Annotated in this window: 14 protein-coding genes and 1 pseudogene; 8 read left to right on the forward strand and 7 right to left on the reverse strand. The window is 61.8% G+C overall.

Annotation, left to right across the window (positions count from 1 at the left end):
* The first annotated feature begins 80 nt into the window (after positions 1-80).
* From F7D01_RS07905 to F7D01_RS07920, 4 genes are all read left to right on the forward strand, one after another.
* Positions 81-950 carry a hypothetical protein gene (locus F7D01_RS07905; protein ID WP_215227131.1) on the forward strand — a complete coding sequence of 290 codons (870 nt, stop codon included), beginning with the start codon at positions 81-83 and terminating at the stop codon, positions 948-950.
* Positions 951-1,127: 177 nt separating this feature from the next.
* Positions 1,128-2,768, forward strand: coding sequence for an acetolactate synthase large subunit (locus F7D01_RS07910; protein WP_215227132.1), 1,641 nt, complete (start codon positions 1,128-1,130; stop codon positions 2,766-2,768).
* 226 nt (positions 2,769-2,994) lie between these two features.
* Complete coding sequence (locus tag F7D01_RS07915; RefSeq protein ID WP_251567254.1) at positions 2,995-4,155, forward strand: aldehyde dehydrogenase family protein; 1,161 nt, start codon at positions 2,995-2,997, stop codon at positions 4,153-4,155.
* A gap of 185 nt (positions 4,156-4,340) precedes the next feature.
* Positions 4,341-5,030, forward strand: coding sequence for a ZIP family metal transporter (locus tag F7D01_RS07920; RefSeq protein ID WP_215227133.1), 690 nt, complete (start codon positions 4,341-4,343; stop codon positions 5,028-5,030).
* Positions 5,031-5,086: 56 nt separating this feature from the next.
* Here the strand turns inward: F7D01_RS07920 and F7D01_RS07925 are convergent, their stop codons facing one another.
* The 4 genes from F7D01_RS07925 to F7D01_RS15245 are packed head-to-tail and all read right to left on the reverse strand — an operon-like array spanning position 5,087 to position 9,689.
* Entirely contained in the window at positions 5,087-5,368 is a 282-nt protein-coding gene (locus tag F7D01_RS07925) for a hypothetical protein (protein ID WP_215227134.1), read from the reverse strand.
* 4 nt (positions 5,369-5,372) lie between these two features.
* Positions 5,373-7,961: a cbb3-type cytochrome c oxidase subunit I gene (locus tag F7D01_RS07930; RefSeq protein WP_251566637.1), complete on the reverse strand. Its 2,589-nt coding sequence runs from the start codon at positions 7,959-7,961 to the stop codon at positions 5,373-5,375.
* Complete coding sequence (locus F7D01_RS07935) at positions 7,958-8,980, reverse strand: c-type cytochrome (protein WP_215227135.1); 1,023 nt, start codon at positions 8,978-8,980, stop codon at positions 7,958-7,960. The genes F7D01_RS07930 and F7D01_RS07935 overlap by 4 nt, the downstream gene beginning before the upstream one ends.
* Positions 8,973-9,689, reverse strand: a complete 717-nt coding sequence (locus F7D01_RS15245) for a cytochrome c family protein (protein ID WP_251566639.1) — start codon at positions 9,687-9,689, stop codon at positions 8,973-8,975. The genes F7D01_RS07935 and F7D01_RS15245 overlap by 8 nt, the downstream gene beginning before the upstream one ends.
* On the opposite strand from F7D01_RS15245, the pseudogene F7D01_RS15520 reads away from it, so the two are divergent.
* Positions 9,621-9,989: pseudogene (locus tag F7D01_RS15520) on the forward strand (cytochrome c); the annotation flags it as partial. The gene F7D01_RS15245 and the pseudogene F7D01_RS15520 sit on opposite strands and share 69 nt — an antisense overlap.
* Before the next feature lie 13 nt (positions 9,990-10,002).
* On the opposite strand, the gene F7D01_RS07945 reads toward F7D01_RS15520, so the two are convergent.
* Together F7D01_RS07945 and F7D01_RS07950 are read right to left on the reverse strand one after the other, a co-directional pair.
* Positions 10,003-10,674 carry a cytochrome b gene (locus tag F7D01_RS07945; RefSeq protein ID WP_215227137.1) on the reverse strand — a complete coding sequence of 224 codons (672 nt, stop codon included), beginning with the start codon at positions 10,672-10,674 and terminating at the stop codon, positions 10,003-10,005.
* Positions 10,671-11,402: a cytochrome c oxidase assembly protein gene (locus F7D01_RS07950; protein ID WP_251566641.1), complete on the reverse strand. Its 732-nt coding sequence runs from the start codon at positions 11,400-11,402 to the stop codon at positions 10,671-10,673. Before F7D01_RS07950 ends, F7D01_RS07945 begins: the two co-directional genes overlap by 4 nt.
* Before the next feature lie 573 nt (positions 11,403-11,975).
* Here F7D01_RS07950 and F7D01_RS07955 point away from each other — a divergent pair.
* Positions 11,976-12,302: an aldehyde dehydrogenase family protein gene (locus F7D01_RS07955; RefSeq protein ID WP_251566643.1), complete on the forward strand. Its 327-nt coding sequence runs from the start codon at positions 11,976-11,978 to the stop codon at positions 12,300-12,302.
* Between the two features lie 138 nt (positions 12,303-12,440).
* Here F7D01_RS07955 and F7D01_RS07960 read toward each other — a convergent pair whose 3' ends face one another.
* Positions 12,441-12,839, reverse strand: coding sequence for a helix-turn-helix domain-containing protein (locus tag F7D01_RS07960; protein ID WP_215227138.1), 399 nt, complete (start codon positions 12,837-12,839; stop codon positions 12,441-12,443).
* A gap of 75 nt (positions 12,840-12,914) precedes the next feature.
* Between F7D01_RS07960 and F7D01_RS07965 the strand changes: the two genes are divergently transcribed.
* Together F7D01_RS07965 and F7D01_RS07970 are read left to right on the forward strand one after the other, a co-directional pair.
* Entirely contained in the window at positions 12,915-13,532 is a 618-nt protein-coding gene (locus F7D01_RS07965; RefSeq protein WP_215227139.1) for a cation transporter, read from the forward strand.
* Between the two features lie 96 nt (positions 13,533-13,628).
* On the forward strand, positions 13,629-15,581 hold the full coding sequence (locus F7D01_RS07970; protein WP_215227140.1) for a cytochrome c/FTR1 family iron permease: 1,953 nt from the start codon (positions 13,629-13,631) through the stop codon (positions 15,579-15,581).
* The last annotated feature ends 8 nt before the right edge of the window (positions 15,582-15,589 follow it).

Consider the following 15,589-nt stretch of genomic DNA (forward strand, 5'->3'; position numbering starts at 1 on the left):
CATCCCAAGTGTATCCGGGCCGTTGCGACTTGCCGACATGAAGCTACGGCGCGGCGTCGCTGCGAAACGGCGCTCCTTGCATGACCTTGGTCGATCTGATTATCGCTTCCGAAGGACTTTCGCACGTCCTGACCGTAGCCATCCTCATGGCAGTGATTGCAGGGGCGACCGTTCTGTGCGTCCGCGGCCTTCGGTTGTCGCAGCCTGCCGGGGATCTGGCCGCCTTTCTGTCGGCAGGGTTTGCCCTGGGTCTCGCTCTTATTCTTCTTTTCGAACTCGCCAGCGAGAAGGCCCTCGGACCGCCGGAAACTCTGGCCATGGTGGCGGGAGGACTGAGCTTCGCCGCGTGTCTTGGTTTGGATCCATCAAAATGGCTCACTCGGAACCGTATGCCGAACGAGGGGCCTACGGATCGGCAATATGGCTGGCGCAAGAACTTTCGAACCGCAGCGCTGGCACTCGCCGGTGGTATCATTTTTGGAACCGCCGCCCTCGCGTCGCGCGACGTCGAACTAAAAATTGCAATCGGCCTTGCCATGGCGTGGGCAGTTTTATGGCTAGGGCTTCCAGACACTTCCGCAACCCGAATCGGCGCCAGGGGGAAGCTTGATCTCAACTTCGCGGTTGCTTCAATTCTGTTTCTAGGCGGCGCGCTCGGAACATATTCCTTGCTCGAATTGCTCCCCACCGAGGTGGTGCCGGCGTTGTTCGCCTTCGAGGCGGGGTTTCTCCTGGTCGGTGCTTTCGGTCTTGTAGTCCCAACGAAATCCGCCGCCGCCCCCAGGGTTGGGCGTGGTCTTGCAGTCCTGATCGCCAGCCTTGCTGGCTTGATCCTGCTCGCCGAGGGACTGGAGGCTGTTTTGTCGCCTGAAGCCTCCAACTCTTTGGGTCATCCGTCTCCATCGGTGACCGCCGAAGTTGTCACCTTTTTTCGTATGAAAACCATCTGATGGCCAAACTCCATCGTCGTTCGTTCATGGCCGTCAGGGTCATTCCCCTGACGGGCAAGGTCGGAGCAATAGTCACCCTCGTCCCGCGGTCGGGATCAGCGTCCTTTCGACCGTTCGTCCGCGGTCTTTCGGGCGTGGCGTCCCGCCAGATCGCCTATTCAGCGAGGAAGATAACCCATGAAAGCCTCTGACCTCTTCGTCGCTGCGCTCGAGGCCGAGGGGGTCGAGTACATTTTCGCCGTTCCGGGCGAGGAGAATCTCGATTTGCTGGAATCCCTCCGTACATCCTCGATTCAACTGGTGGTCACCCGCCACGAACAAGGTGCGGGCTTCATGGCTGCGACATATGGGCGGCTAACCGGCAAGGCGGGCGTTTGCCTCGCGACCCTCGGGCCTGGTGCGACAAACCTTACCACACCTGCCGCTTATGCGGCGCTCGGGGCTTTCCCCCTCATCATCATCACCGGGCAGAAACCAATCAAGACGTCGAAGCAGGCACAATTCCAGATCGTGGATGTGGTTTCGCTGTTCAGCCCTCTGTGCAAGGCATCAACGCAGATCGTGAACGGGAACCGTATTCCTTCGCTGGTCCGCGAGGGGTTTCGCCTGGCCCAAGAGGAGCGACCTGGCGCCGTTCTGCTGGAGTTGCCCGAGGACATTGCTGAGGAAGATACGATCGAACCGATTATACCACCCCACGATCGGCGTTATGCTGTCGCCGGAGACGAAGTGCTTGATGAAGCGGCAAAGCGCATCCTAGCCGCCGAACGGCCTCTGCTATTGATAGGCGCGGGCGCTAACCGCCGATGCGCTTCGAAGGCGCTGCGGCGATTTGTGGCAGAAACCGGCTTTCCCTTCTTCGACACTCAGATGGGTAAAGGCGTCGTCGATGAAGATAGCGACCTCTATCTAGGCACCGCGGCTCTATCGTCGGGCGATTACGTCCACTGCGCGATCGAAAAGGCCGATCTCATCGTCAATGTCGGTCACGACGTGGTCGAAAAGCCGCCCTTCTTCATGGAGCCGGACGGTCACACCGTCATTCATATCAATTACAAGGCGGCGGAAGTCGATCAGGTCTACTTCCCGCAGTTGGAGGTCATCGGCGACATCGCCGGATCGATCGAGCGATTAGGAAATCGCCTAGATGGCAAGCTGCTGTGTGATCGCAGCTATTACACTGCCCTGCATCACGAAATTGCTTCGCACATCTCCGAGACCAGCGACGACGAACGTTTTCCGATGGTCCCCCAACGCGTGGTTGCCGACGTACGCAGCGTGATGGCGCGCGATGATATCGTTGCGCTCGACAACGGCATCTACAAGATCTGGTTTGCTCGAAACTACATCGCGAATGAACCGGGCACCATCCTTCTCGACAATGCATTGGCGACGATGGGCGCAGGCCTTCCATCCGCCATGATGGCGGCGATGCTGTCGCCCGGGCGAAGAGTTCTCGCGGTGTGCGGGGATGGCGGGTTCATGATGAACTCGCAGGAGCTGGAAACGGCCGTCAGGCTGGGCCTGAACCTCGTCGTGCTCGTCCTGAACGATGCGGCATACGGCATGATCCGGTGGAAGCAGGACCAACTCGGCTTTCCCGACTATGGCCTGACCTTTTCCAATCCTGACTTTGTCACCTACGCACAAAGCTATGGAGCGACCGGCCACCATGTCGAGCGAAGCGCGGATCTGGTTTCGGTCCTGAACGCCGCATTCGAGGCTGGCGGCGTGCACCTTGTCGACTTGCCAATCGACTATTCCGAAAACAAGAAGGTGCTGATCGACGAACTTGGCGCGAAGGTGTGCGAGCTATGAAGACAATCGTTCACAATCCGTTCGACCGCTCGCCGATTGCAGAAGTAGCGCTTGTCGACTGGCCTCAAATCGATGAATGGCTGAATAAAGCGCAGTTGCTCCACCGCAACCGTCATGGCTGGATTGCCGTGCATGAGCGGATCGCCATTCTTCGGCGGGCGGCGGATATTATGCGCGAACGAGCGAAGAACTGGCTCTCCAAATCGTCAGGGAGGGCGGCAAGCCCCTGGTCGATGCCCGTGTGGAAACCGAGCGCGCGATCAACAGCCTCGAACTGTGCGTTCAGGCGCTGTTCGATAATGGTGGCCGCGAGATCCCCATGGATCTTACTCAGGCCGGTGCGGGAAGGACGGCGTACACGTTCTGCGAGCCGATCGCTCCTGTCGTTGCAATCTCCGCTTTCAATCACCCTCTCAACCTGATCGTCCATCAGGTGGGACCCGCGGTCGCGGCAGGCTGTCCTGTCCTCATCAAGCCCGCGTTGGAAACGCCCTTGTCATGCCGAAGCTTCGTGAACATTCTTCATGAAGCGGGTTTGCCCGAGGCCTGGTGCCGGTTTGCTCCCTGTGCGAACCAGACTGCCGAGAAGATGGTGACCGATCGACGGATGGCATTCGTTTCCTTTATCGGGTCAGCGAACGTCGGCTGGACGCTTCGCTCGAAACTTGCCCCCGGAACGCGTGTAGCCCTGGAACATGGCGGAGCGGCACCCGTCATCGTGGACCGTGACGTCGAATGCAAATCCGTGATCGCTTCGTTGCTCAAAGGCGGATTCTACCATTCGGGACAAGTCTGCGTATCGGTTCAGCGCGTGTTCGTGCCCACCGACGAACTCGCGGACTTCGAGGACCAGCTTGGACGGCGCGTTGCCAGCTTGATCGGGAGCGATCCCGCGGACCTTCGCACTGAATGCGGCCCGCTCATCCGGCCGGCCGAAGTTGACCGTGTCGAAAGCTGGGTCGCGGAAGCGGTAAAAGGTGGTGGGACGCTTTCGGCGGGTGGCCGCCGCCTCGGCGACACGATGTTTGAACCGACCGTGATCGTAAATCCTCCTTCGGAAGCCAAGGTATCACGTCAGGAGATATTCGGTCCCGTGATCTGTCTGTACGGTTACAACGACCTGGATGACGCGATCGCGCAGGCGAATGGTATCCCATACGCGTTTCAGGCCGCCGTTTTCACCAATCGGATGTCGGTGGCAAAGCGCTGTATCGAGATGTTGGCAGGATCGACGGTCTTGGTGAACGATCACACGGCTTTCCGGGTGGACTGGATGCCATTTGCGGGGCTGAAGCAATCGGGGCTGGGGACCGGCGGGATAGGCTATACGATGGCGGATATGACGGTCCGCAAGATGGCCGTTCTGAATTGGTCCCACCAGGCATGATTTGCTTTAGCCGGGGAATGGGGCGAAGTGGAGGCGGACGGCGGAGGCGCGCTCTTCCCATGGCTGTGCAATCGTCGCACAAGCGAAACGAACAGACGGGCGGTCCGCGCCTGAAGATTTCGTGCGAGGGCAAGCGCGGCGGTGGCTTGTCAGGCGGCACAGCCTGGAAAAACGGGTCTTAGCGAATGCAGGCGCTCCTCTACACCCTTATGCCGCTCGTCGCCGTGATTGCGGGGGCCGCCTACGCGAGTTGGCGCCGGCCCGGTCCTGCCTTTACCGCAGGCGTTCAACACCTGGCGGCGGGGGTCGTCTTTGCGGCGGCGGCGGGCGAAATTCTCCCGGACCTCAAGCATACCGGCTCGCCCGTCGCAGTTCTGGTCGGCGGAGCGCTCGGCGTCGTGCTCATGCTGGCGATCAAGCGCATCGGCGAAAAGTTCGAGGGGCCGCTGGCGCTGACGACGCTCATCGGGGTCGATCTCTTCATTGACGGACTGGTGCTGGGAATCGGCTTTACTGCCGCGCTGCAAACTGGTCTGCTGCTCACAATTGCGTTATCCCTCGAGGTCCTGTTCATCGGTGTCGCGCTTGCTCTCGGCCTTGCCGCGCGGGGCTGGCGCACCGGCAAACTGCTGCTGACAGTGGCCGCCGTCGGACTGCTTCTGCCGCTGGGGACCCTCGCCGGGATCGCCGCCGCTGGCCTGCCCACATCCGTTCTGACGGGCCTGTTCGCCTTCGGACTCATTGCGCTGCTCTATCTGGTTACCGAGGAACTGCTGGTGGAAGCGCACGAGGGACCCGAAGGCCCCTTGGTCACATCGATGTTCTTCGTCGGCTTTCTCTTGTTGCTGATGCTGGAAGAGGCGATGCCCACCTGACGGGCAAACCGAACGCAATTGCCGGCGCGTGGCAACTCGATCCTCGCTTTGCCACGTCACGCGAGAAGCGCTGGTGCGAAATCGAAGGCAATGCCCAGCGTCGCGATCGCCAGTCCCAATCCCGGCGCCGAGGTCAACGCGCGACTTTGGGCCTGTCTCCAAAGTAGATAGATAATACCTCCGGCAATCGCCGTGAGCGCGGCGGCGATCCAGCGCGCCGTGAGTTGCCCGGGAAAGATGCTGCTCGCCGCCCAGAGGAGCGAAAAATGCGCGGCCCAAACCGAAAGCGCGAGCAGCGGCGTGAGCCAGTCGGTGCGGTTGCGATAGTCGGTCGACATGGCATCAGGCTCCGGGGAAAAGGCGAACCGGGAGCGCGAGGACGAGACCCTGAAGCGCGGCATATTGGAGAAAACGCACGACCACATCGAGAGTGACGCTGTCGGGTGCGACGAGAAGACCTTTCCCGCTCCGATAGCCGAGGTAGAGCGCCATGAGCATGCCGATCGCGGCGGTACAGCCCTGATACGCGAGTAACGCGAAAATCGTCGCGCCTTGGCCGCTGACCGTGGGACCAAGCCCACTGGCCGTCCATCCCATCCAATCCCACCAAATCGCGCCGGCAAGAAGCAAGGCGCTCGCGGCCGCCAGGAGCCAGGGCCCTTGGCCCGGAAACTGTCCCGCCGGCTTTGACGCGAGAGTGCGGCGAGACAGCCGCGCCAAGCCCAAACCCGCGGCCAGCAGCGCGGCTATTCCGCCCGTCTCCGCCCCCGCGGGCGCGGCTCTCCAGACTTCCGGATGAATGCCGAAAAGATAAAGATAGCTGAACAGGCCCATGAACGCGATCATGCCCATCACCACCATCAGCGTGTTCAGCGCCCACCAGCCATGGCTCGAAGGCCCGGTAATGGCAATCGGAACGGCAATGCCCGCGCCGATATCGGCGGTGTCCTGTTGAATCGGACGATCAGTCTCCCAGAGCCAGCGCAGAACGCAAGCGACCGCGACGATGCCGCTGAAGGCTGCGAATGCATAGGCCTGGATGGTCAACGACAGGAAAAAGGAAGCGGTGAACACCGCTGCTCCCACCGGATAAGGCGACGGCCCGGGCATAAGCTGGAGATATTGCGGCTCGGCGTTGATCGGCGAGGTGATGATCGTCTCGCGCAAGCCCGTGACGCTGTTGGGGAGGAAATAGCGGCCTTCCTCAACGTCCGCGCAGATGGCGGGATCGTCCCACAGCGGCTCGCGGCTGCGCACCAGCGGGATGGAGCGCGTCGAATACATGCCGGTGGGCAGCCATTCGAGCGTGCCGCCGCCATAGACATTGCCCGCGTCGGCATCGGTGGTGAAACGGAAATTGCGTGCCAGATCGATCAGAAAAAGACCCACACCCGCGGCGATGGTAAATGCTCCCATGGTCGACACCAGGTTGAGGAGGTCGAGTCCGCGATCGGGCAGGTAGGTATAGACCCGGCGCGGCATGCCCATGAAGCCCGTCAGATGCATCGGCAGGAAGGTGATGTGGAGACCTGTGAACATCAGCCAGAACACCCATCTGCCGAGCCGCTCGGACAGTGGGTTCTTCGAAGTCATCCCGTTCCAGTAATAGAACGCCGCGAACATGGGAAAAACCATCCCGCCCAGCAGTACGTAATGCAGATGCGCGACGATGAAATAGGTGTCGTGCGCCTGCCAGTCGAACGGGACCATGCCCACCATCACTCCGGTGAGCCCGCCCATGACAAAGACGACGATGCTGCCGACGACGAACAGCGCCGGGGTCGTCCAGCGAATTTTTCCCGAAGCCAGAGTCGCGATCCAGCAGAACACCTGGATGCCGGCCGGCAGACTGACCGCCATGCTCGCCGCGCTGAAATAGCCGGTGGAGACACGCGGCATGCCGGTGGCGAACATGTGGTGGGCCCAAACACCAAAACTGATGAAACCGGTCGCCACCAGGGCGAGCACATTGAGCCGGTAGCCGACCAGCTCTGTCCGCGCCACGGTCGCGACCATCATGCTCATCAGCCCCGCGGCGGGCAGGAAGATGATATACACCTCCGGATGGCCGAAGAACCAGAACAGGTGTTGCCACAGTAGCGGATCGCCACCGCGCGTCGGATCGAAGAACGGCCAATTGAATGCGCGCTCCAGCTCGAGCAACAGCGTGCCGAGGATGACGCTGGGGAAGGCGATGACGATCATCACCGCGAACACCAGCATGGCCCAGGCGAACATTGGCATGCGGTCGAGCGTCATGCCCGGGGCGCGGGTACGCAGGACGCCGACTATGATCTCGATCGCTCCCGCAATCGCGCTAATCTCGATGAAGCCAATCCCGAGCAGCCAGAAATCGGTGTTGATCCCCGGCGAATAGGCGATACTGGTCAACGGCGGATACATGAACCAACCGCCGTCGGGCGCCAAGCCCACGAACAGGCTGGCGAAGAAGCACAGGCCGCCCACGAAATAAGCCCAGAAAGCATAAGCCGACAGGCGGGGGAATGGCAGGTCGCGCGCGGCCAGCATCTGCGGCAGCAGCATGATCCCGATCGCCTCCACCATGGGCACCGCGAACAGGAACATCATCACCGTGCCGTGCATGGTGAAGAACTGGTTGTACGTTTCCGGCGGCAGGAAATCCTGCATCGGCGCGGCCAGTTGCACGCGCATACCAAGCGCCAGCACGCCGGCGAGCAGGAAAAAGAGGAATGCGGTGGCGACGTAGAAAAAGCCGATGTAGTTGTTGTTGACGACCGTCAGCAGGCCCCAACCCTTCGGATTGGCCCAGATGCGCTCGAGTTCCTCGACCTCGCCGTCGGGACGAGGGCGATGGGTAGGGAAACGCCGGTAGAGATCGTGGTCGAAACCGGTCTCGGACCTGCGCCCTTCCATGGCGCTGCGTGTCTCCTGCAGCGGCTTGCCGCTCATTTCTGCTGCTCAAGCCAGATCGCCACCGCTTCGAGCTCCTGGGCCGACAGCATGTCGTAGCTGGGCATGCGGTTACCCGGCTTGATCGCCTGGCTGTCGCCGATCCACCCCATCATCGTCCCGCGATTGTTGGGCAGGATGCCCGCGCCCAGCGATAGGCGGCTTCCCACATGCGTGAGGTCGGGACCGGCAAGGCCGTTGGCCTCGGTGCCGGCCACGCGGTGGCAAGCGGCGCACCCGCTTTGCATGAACACTTGTCTCCCCGACACCGGCCCGCTCGGGTCCGTGCGCTCATCGCGCGCCAAGGCCGGCATCTCACCCGGCACGTCTTGGTCGATGGCGCGCGGCGTGGGCGCCGCGCGTAGTCGCCGCCAGCGGTCCCATTCGGCTCGTTCGTGGGCTACGGTAACGAAACCCATCAGCGCATGCTGGCCGCCGCAGTACTCGGCGCACACCCCGCCGTAGCGGCCTGCCTGGTCCGCCTGGATGCGCAGCAGGTTGGTGCGTCCGGGGATCATGTCCCGTTTGCCCGACAGGTTGGGCACCCAGAAACTGTGGATCACGTCTCCGCTGGTCAGTTCTAGGACAACTGGTTCGCCGACGGGCAGGTGCAATTCGTTCGCATCGCGCATGGTCACGTTCCCGGCGCGATCGAGATATTCGACGTCGAACCACCACATGTAGCCGGTTACGCGGACGCGCATTTCATCGCCGGTGACGTCGTCGGTCAGCGAGGCGGTCAAAGTCAAACCCCAGATGAGTAGCGCGGTCAGCACGACGCCCGGGAAAGCAATACCGCCTATCCAAACCGCGCGCTCGCCGCCAAGCGCCGCTTTGAGCGTCTCTGGCCCCTTGATCGCGATATAGAGTGCCGCAACGACTATGGCGGTGACGAGCACCCCCATGCCAATCAGCACCCAGGCAAGAATCACCACGCTGTCGCCATAGGGACCGGCAGGGTCGAGGACCGGCGGCGGCCAGCCCCACCAGGCATCGAAGACATCACTTCCTTCACTCATCGTCGAGACCATAGAGGTACGCCGCCACGTCGCGAGCCTCCTTTTCGCTCAAGGGCATAGCCGGCATGGTCGAACCCGGCTTTACCCGTGGCGCATTGCGCACGAAGGCGGAGAGGTTCCCGGGGGTGTTCGGCACGGAGCCCGCAATCAAACCGAAATCGTCGAAACCAGACAACGATGGCCCGGTGCGCCCGGTGGGCCAGCCAATGCCCGGTATCTCGTGACACGATGCGCACCCCACCTGCTTCATTGCCACAAGGCCGCGCTGTGCGGCCGCCGGGTCCGGTGCGTAGCGAGAGTCCGGTGGCTGCTTGCAAGCGGCTAGCAGCGCGCATAGCGTCAGCGCCATGACCACTCCGATCGCTCGCCCCCCCGGCCTCGTTCCGGCGCCCCCCATCGCTCGGAGGCTGTAATTGGCCTCACGTGTAGTGCGAAAAGGAGGATGATGGCCATTCGTCCTGCTATCATGGTTGCGGCGCTTGCGGTTCTGACCGGCTGTGGCCCAATTGAGCCTGGACTGGATCGCTTCGAGCAAACCGGCAAACTCATTGCGCTGAGTGGCGGCGATGCGGGACCCCGCGGCGCGTGCATTTCGTGCCACGGTCTTCGAGGCGAAGGAGACGGCAATCGTGCGCCACGCCTGGCTGGCCTCGATCAGGGCTATTTCGTGCGTGAGCTGGACTCCTTCGCGCGAGGTCAGCGGCGACACGCCCAGATGGCGTGGATTGCACGCCGCCTCGACTGGCCGGCGCGGCAAAAGCTTGCCTCCTATTATGCGAACCTTCCGATACCCACAGGAGCGGGCAGCGCTCCCAACCCCGGCGATTGCGCGGCCCAAGCCCTGTACGAGCTTGGCGATCCGACACGCGGCATTGCTTCGTGCGCGAGCTGCCATGGTGATGATGGTGCTGGTGCGGGCGCAGGCAATCCTGCCCTTGCGGCCCAGCCCGCCCCCTACCTCCGAGCGCAGCTGGACGCCTGGGCGACCGGAAAGCGGTATGGCAACCTGACAATGCTGCAACTCAGCCAGCTTTTGACGGAGGAAGAGAGGGCGCGCCTGGCCGGCTATAGTTCGGCCCTCCCGGGTGCCAGTTTGTATCCGGCACCTCCGGTAACATGCCCTCGAGAACGTCATCGCGATCCCAGAAATGGTGCTTCAGCGCCGCGAACGTATGCAGAGGCACCAAAAGAGCCAGCAAGATAACCGCGCCGACGTGCACATCTTCTGCGATATCGAGAACCCGGTACTGCAGTTCCGGTGAAAAGTCCTGAAAGGGCATGGGCGGAACCGGTACGAGTCCTAGAAGCGACAGAGGGCGGGCGGGCTGGATCGCCGACCACAGCGTCCAGCCCGAGAGGGGAAGGATCACGAACAGGGCATAGAATACGCCTTCCGTGGCGTAAGCGACCTTCGATCGCCATCCGGCGTCGTCGGCATCGTTGATCGGACCCGGCACCATCAACCGCCAGAGCAGTCGCAGCGCCCCGAAGAAAAGTAATGTGAGGCCGATCTCCGAATGTAGACGGTACGCCTCAAGCTTGTCTGGCCCCGCGAGATAGCGCTGCATCGCCCAACCGGAAATCAGCTGGTACAGTACTACCCCGGCCATCACCCAGTGAAACGTCACTCCCACCGGGGTGAATTTGCCGCGCCCGCGATAACGCTCGGCCCAGGTGCGGAGCTGCCCGATCATCTGACCGGCTCGGGCCACAACGATCGGAAGAGAATGCCGAGTGCCGCGATCAGGTAGATGAGCGAGGCGGGTGCCCACATGATGACCCCGGCCAGTTGCTGGTCTTCGAGCGGAGTCAGTCCCCAGGCAGCGGTCGTCAAAAAATGCGGCGCGTAAAGCGGAACCAGGGCGAAGGTCAGGATCGCTCCCAAGAGCCCCATCGCCAGCATCGCCGCAAGCAGCGCTCCCACCGCTTTCGTAGGCGGCGCTCGCAGAACTCTGCTCCACCAGACCGCCGCGCTTCCCGTGATCGTGAACTGCATGACCCAGAACACCGGGCTGGAATTCATCGCAGCTTCGTACAGCGTCGGCGCGTGCCAACCAAGAAAGATGGCCGCGTGGGCAGCTGTCCAAAGCGTGACGGATCCTGGAATGTGCCGGCGTTGTAATGCAAAAGCGCGCATGATCAAGGGCGCGAGCATTGCCGCGAGAATGACGTCGTGGATGACCCGCACCGTGAATAAGGCCGATCCAAGGGCGCAGAACGGGCTGAAAAACAGTCCTGCGGCAACCGCGCTCGCGGCGAAGGCCGACCTTCGCTCGTGGTGCGCGCCCCATTGCCGCCAGGCGAATAAGCCCGCCAGCAATCCAAGCCCGAGAAGCGGGTCGAAATTCCAGCGGCTTAGCCAGTCGCCCGGCCCCGGTCCCATGCCGCAATAAGGAATCCAGATAAGAGGCGCATTGGGCAAGGGTGTGGTCCTCAGCCTGGATTTGTCGGAAAACAAAATTCAAGCCAGACTAGCCGAATACAGGTGAAATCGACAAGGCCACTCGGAAATTGTCTTCCTCCTTCGAAACAGCCCCGAGACTTTCGAAATCTCTTGGCGGCTTCGACGCGGACCTCGCTTTGGACCATTCCGCACTGGCAATGCCGAGACGGCTTATTTCCGGCGAGCCTGAGTTGTGCTTCGGGCGGAGCGAGCCAATCAATTCTATCGTGGCAAGAGTACTTATCAAGCCAAGCCGGATAATCTGATCACGAAGATCGCGGAAACCCGCCTTCTCTATGGCCCGCCAGTGGCAAGCGCCGGGGGATGAGCGGTCCCCGTAACCGGCTCCCGATCAGCGGGATCCGGTCCCGAGCCTGCGCGCCGCCCACAGGGCCCCTGTGGGAACGGCATCACGACAGGCACGAGACCGATCCTGGTCCCGGGCATCAGGGGCATGATTGCGCTGTAGGTCCACCCCCCAGGCAGCGCCCGCAGCAAACATCTCAACCATTGCGGTCATGAAGAGCCCGATCGCCAGCTAGACAAGGAAACGTGAATTCGGCCAGTCCACCAGCCACCCCCGTACTCTGCATATATGGTTACGACGAAATCGATCTGGCTATCGAGCAGGCGAATGCCCTGCCTTACGCCTATCAAGGCTTTGTATTCACCGAGCGGTTGCCAATCGCCAATTATTGTATCCAGTCTCTGGCGGGATCGGCTGTGATGTTGAACGACCATACGGCCTTCCGCGTCGACTGGATGCCTATTGCAGGGCCGCGTCGCTCCCGGCTCGGTGTCGGCCGGATCGCCTACACGATGGCGGATATGAGCATTGAAAAAATGGCCGTCTGGAACTGGCCTGCGGCGGCATCATAACCCATTCGACAGACCCGGGGATTGCGACACGGGCAGCTTCGCACTCGTCGGCCTTACCCGAAGTTGAGACCGGCATGGGCGGCGGACAATAGCCGGGTATTGGCGAGCCCGACCGAACTGGCGCACGAGGCGCGGGCATCAAGGCTCGGCGGTATCAGCAAGTGCATCGATGATGCGGCAATCGCCTACAGTGTCTTGCTCGCAGGCAGCGATCATGCGCCCAAGTTCCGTCCGCAACGCCTCCAGGCTCGCGATCTTGCACTCGACTTCGCCGAGATGGCTTCTGGCCAGAGCGTCGATGCCTGCGCAGGACCGGTCGGCGTCATCGGAGAGATCGAGCAAGTCCCTGATGCGTGCCATGGAGAAGCCGAGATCACGCGCGCGCCGTATGAATTTAAGGCGCGCTTCCTCTGCAGGTCCATAATCGCGATAATTGGCCTGCGTGCGCGGAGGGGCAGCGAGGATACCCTCGCGCTCGTAGAAGCGGATTGTTTCTGATTTGACGCCGGTTATCCGGGCAAGTTGACCAATTCTCATTACAAAGGCTCCTACCGCTTGACCTTGTAGTTACTACAAGGTCCATAGGATGGATCGACGCAAGGAGTCGAGTAAATGAGAAAGACCTGCTGCGGTCCCGATGAGGCCGGTGCAAGCAACAACGATCCGACATGGCGGCGCATTCTGTGGATCGCGCTAGGCCTTAATGCAATCATGTTCGGTGTGGAGATCGTGGCAGGCATTGCTGCGGATTCGCGCGCCTTGCAGGCCGACGCGCTCGACTTTCTCGGTGATGCGGCAAACTATGCTATCAGTCTCGGCGTAGCCGGGATGGCGCTCGTCTGGCGCGCGCGGGCGGCTCTCGTAAAGGCGGCGACCATGCTGGCTTTCGGCCTGTGGGTGCTCGGCTCGGCCATCTGGGGTTTCTTTGTCGGGGCGTCGCCCGACCCGGGAACGATGGGCGCCATCGGTTCTCTTGCTCTGGCGGTAAATCTCGCCGTCGCCGCGATGCTGTTCCGGTATCGCTCGGGCGATGCGAACATGCGCTCGGTGTGGATCTGTTCGCGCAACGACGCGATCGGTAATATCGCCGTGCTGGCGGCAGCGATTGGCGTTTTCGGCACCGGCCGTGCGTGGCCCGATCTGGTTGTGGCGAGCATCATGGCAGGACTGGCGGTGTGGGGAAGTGCCGAAGTCTCCAAACAGGCCCGTGGCGAACTGCGCTCTACCTAAACTCCAGAATATCCCCGCGATCGGGGGTTGGAGGAAATACATTTCCGTCTACACCCTGCTATTGCGGATTAATTGCAACAGATATAGAGACCCCTCATGCATCGCATCGTCTCCGCCACCGTCCATCCGGCACTGCGGCTCATTCTGCTGGCGCTTGCGCTGTGTCTGTCCGTCACCGCGAACGCGGAAGAACCCGACGTGCGAACCACTTGGCGTCTGCTCGATTATATCGCGGTCGACTACGCCTCCGCCGTTTCCGAGGGACGTGTTGCCGACGAATTCGAATATCGCGAAATGGTGGAGTTTTCCGATGTCGTGGCGCGGCAGATCGCTGCATTGCCGGATACTAAAGACAATCAAGCACTCATCCGCCGATCGGACCAGCTGCGAGCTCTGATCGCCAATAAGGAACCCGCCGAGCGAGTTGGGCGCTTAGCGCGCGCGCTGGCAGCCTCGTTGCTGACAGCCTACCCGGTTCCGCTTGCCCCTTCGCAAGCGCCCGACCTTGACCGCGCCCGCACTCTCTTCGCGCAGAACTGCGCCTCGTGTCACGGCGCCGCCGGAAGTGCGCCACCGGCCGCAATGCAGGCACTTGATCCCCCGCCGATCGACTTTACCGATATCGACCGGGCACGGCAGCGCAGTGCGTTCGGGCTTTACCAGGTCATCACGCAAGGGCTGGAAGGAACGTCCATGGCCAGCTTCGCATCGCTGTCCGACGAGGATCGCTGGGCGCTTGCATTCCATGCCGGCAGCATTGCTTTTGAAGATGTGGCCAAGGGCGAGCGTATTTGGCGGGAAGATGATGGCATACGCCAGCTTGTCCCCGATCTCGAGACGCTCGCCGCGCTCACACCGGAAAGTCTGGCCGAGCAGATCGGCGAGGACCGTGCGCTCGCCGTCATGGCCTATCTTCGCGCCAATCCCGATGCGGTGGGACAGGCAAATGACGCAGGTTCGCTCGCCTTCGTTCGCGATACGCTCGATCGCAGCCTGTCAGCTTATCGGGCTGGCAACCGAGAGGAAGCGCGGCAGCTTGCCCTGTCTGCCTATCTCGACGGGTTTGAACCCCTGGAGGCCCTCCTGGCAACGCGCGATGGCGGTTTGATGCGGGAGGTAGAACAGGCGCTCGGGCAATTCCGGGCCGGAATAGAGTCCGGTGCGAATCCATCCGAACTACAGCAACTAAGGGCTCGCATCGATAGTCTGCTGGCAAGAGCCGAGGAAGCGTTGGCTCCTGAGGCGGCCAGCGAAATCTCGACCTTTCTCGGGGCGTTCACCATCCTGCTGCGCGAGGGGATCGAAGCACTTCTGGTTGTGATCGCCATGATCGCCTTTGTGAAAAAGTCGCACCGCTTCGAGGTACTGCCCTATGTCCATGGCGGGTGGATCGCTGCTCTTCTTGCAGGTGTCGCCACCTGGGTCCTGGCAACCTACTTTGTGAGCATCAGCGGTGCGAGCCGCGAGATGACCGAAGGGATCGGCGCGCTGCTTGCGGCTGTCATTCTCGTGTCGGTCGGGATCTGGATGCATGGCAAATCCCAGGCCGAGGAATGGCGGCGCTATATCCAGGAAAAAATGGGCAAGGCGCTTTCGCGCGGATCGGCATGGTTTCTCTTTGGTCTTGCATTCGTGGTCGTCTACCGGGAAGCGTTCGAGACTATCCTGTTCTACGCTGCCCTGTGGAACCCGCAGAGCAGCGGCATCATACTGGCAGGTGCCTTGTCCGCAGTAGCGCTGCTGGCGCTCATTGCATGGGCCATGCTGCGCTACAGCCGCAAACTGCCGATCACCCAGTTCTTCCGCTACAGTGCTATCCTGATTGCGATCCTTGCGGTCATTCTCGCGGGCAAGGGCGTGGGCGCTTTCCAGGAGGCCGGAGTTCTTTCCGCCACTTTCATTGCCGGCTTGCCGCGCCTCGCCGAACTCGGCTTCTTCCCGACTGTCGAGACGATCGGCGCGCAATTGCTCACGCTGCTGGCCCTGATTGCCGGATTTCGGGTAAGTCGATCACCATCGGGACCGCAGCCGGCAGCTGTCGAGGGATAGGAGATCCC

Source organism: Erythrobacter sp. 3-20A1M (assembly GCF_018636735.1).
Taxonomy (GTDB): domain Bacteria; phylum Pseudomonadota; class Alphaproteobacteria; order Sphingomonadales; family Sphingomonadaceae; genus Alteriqipengyuania.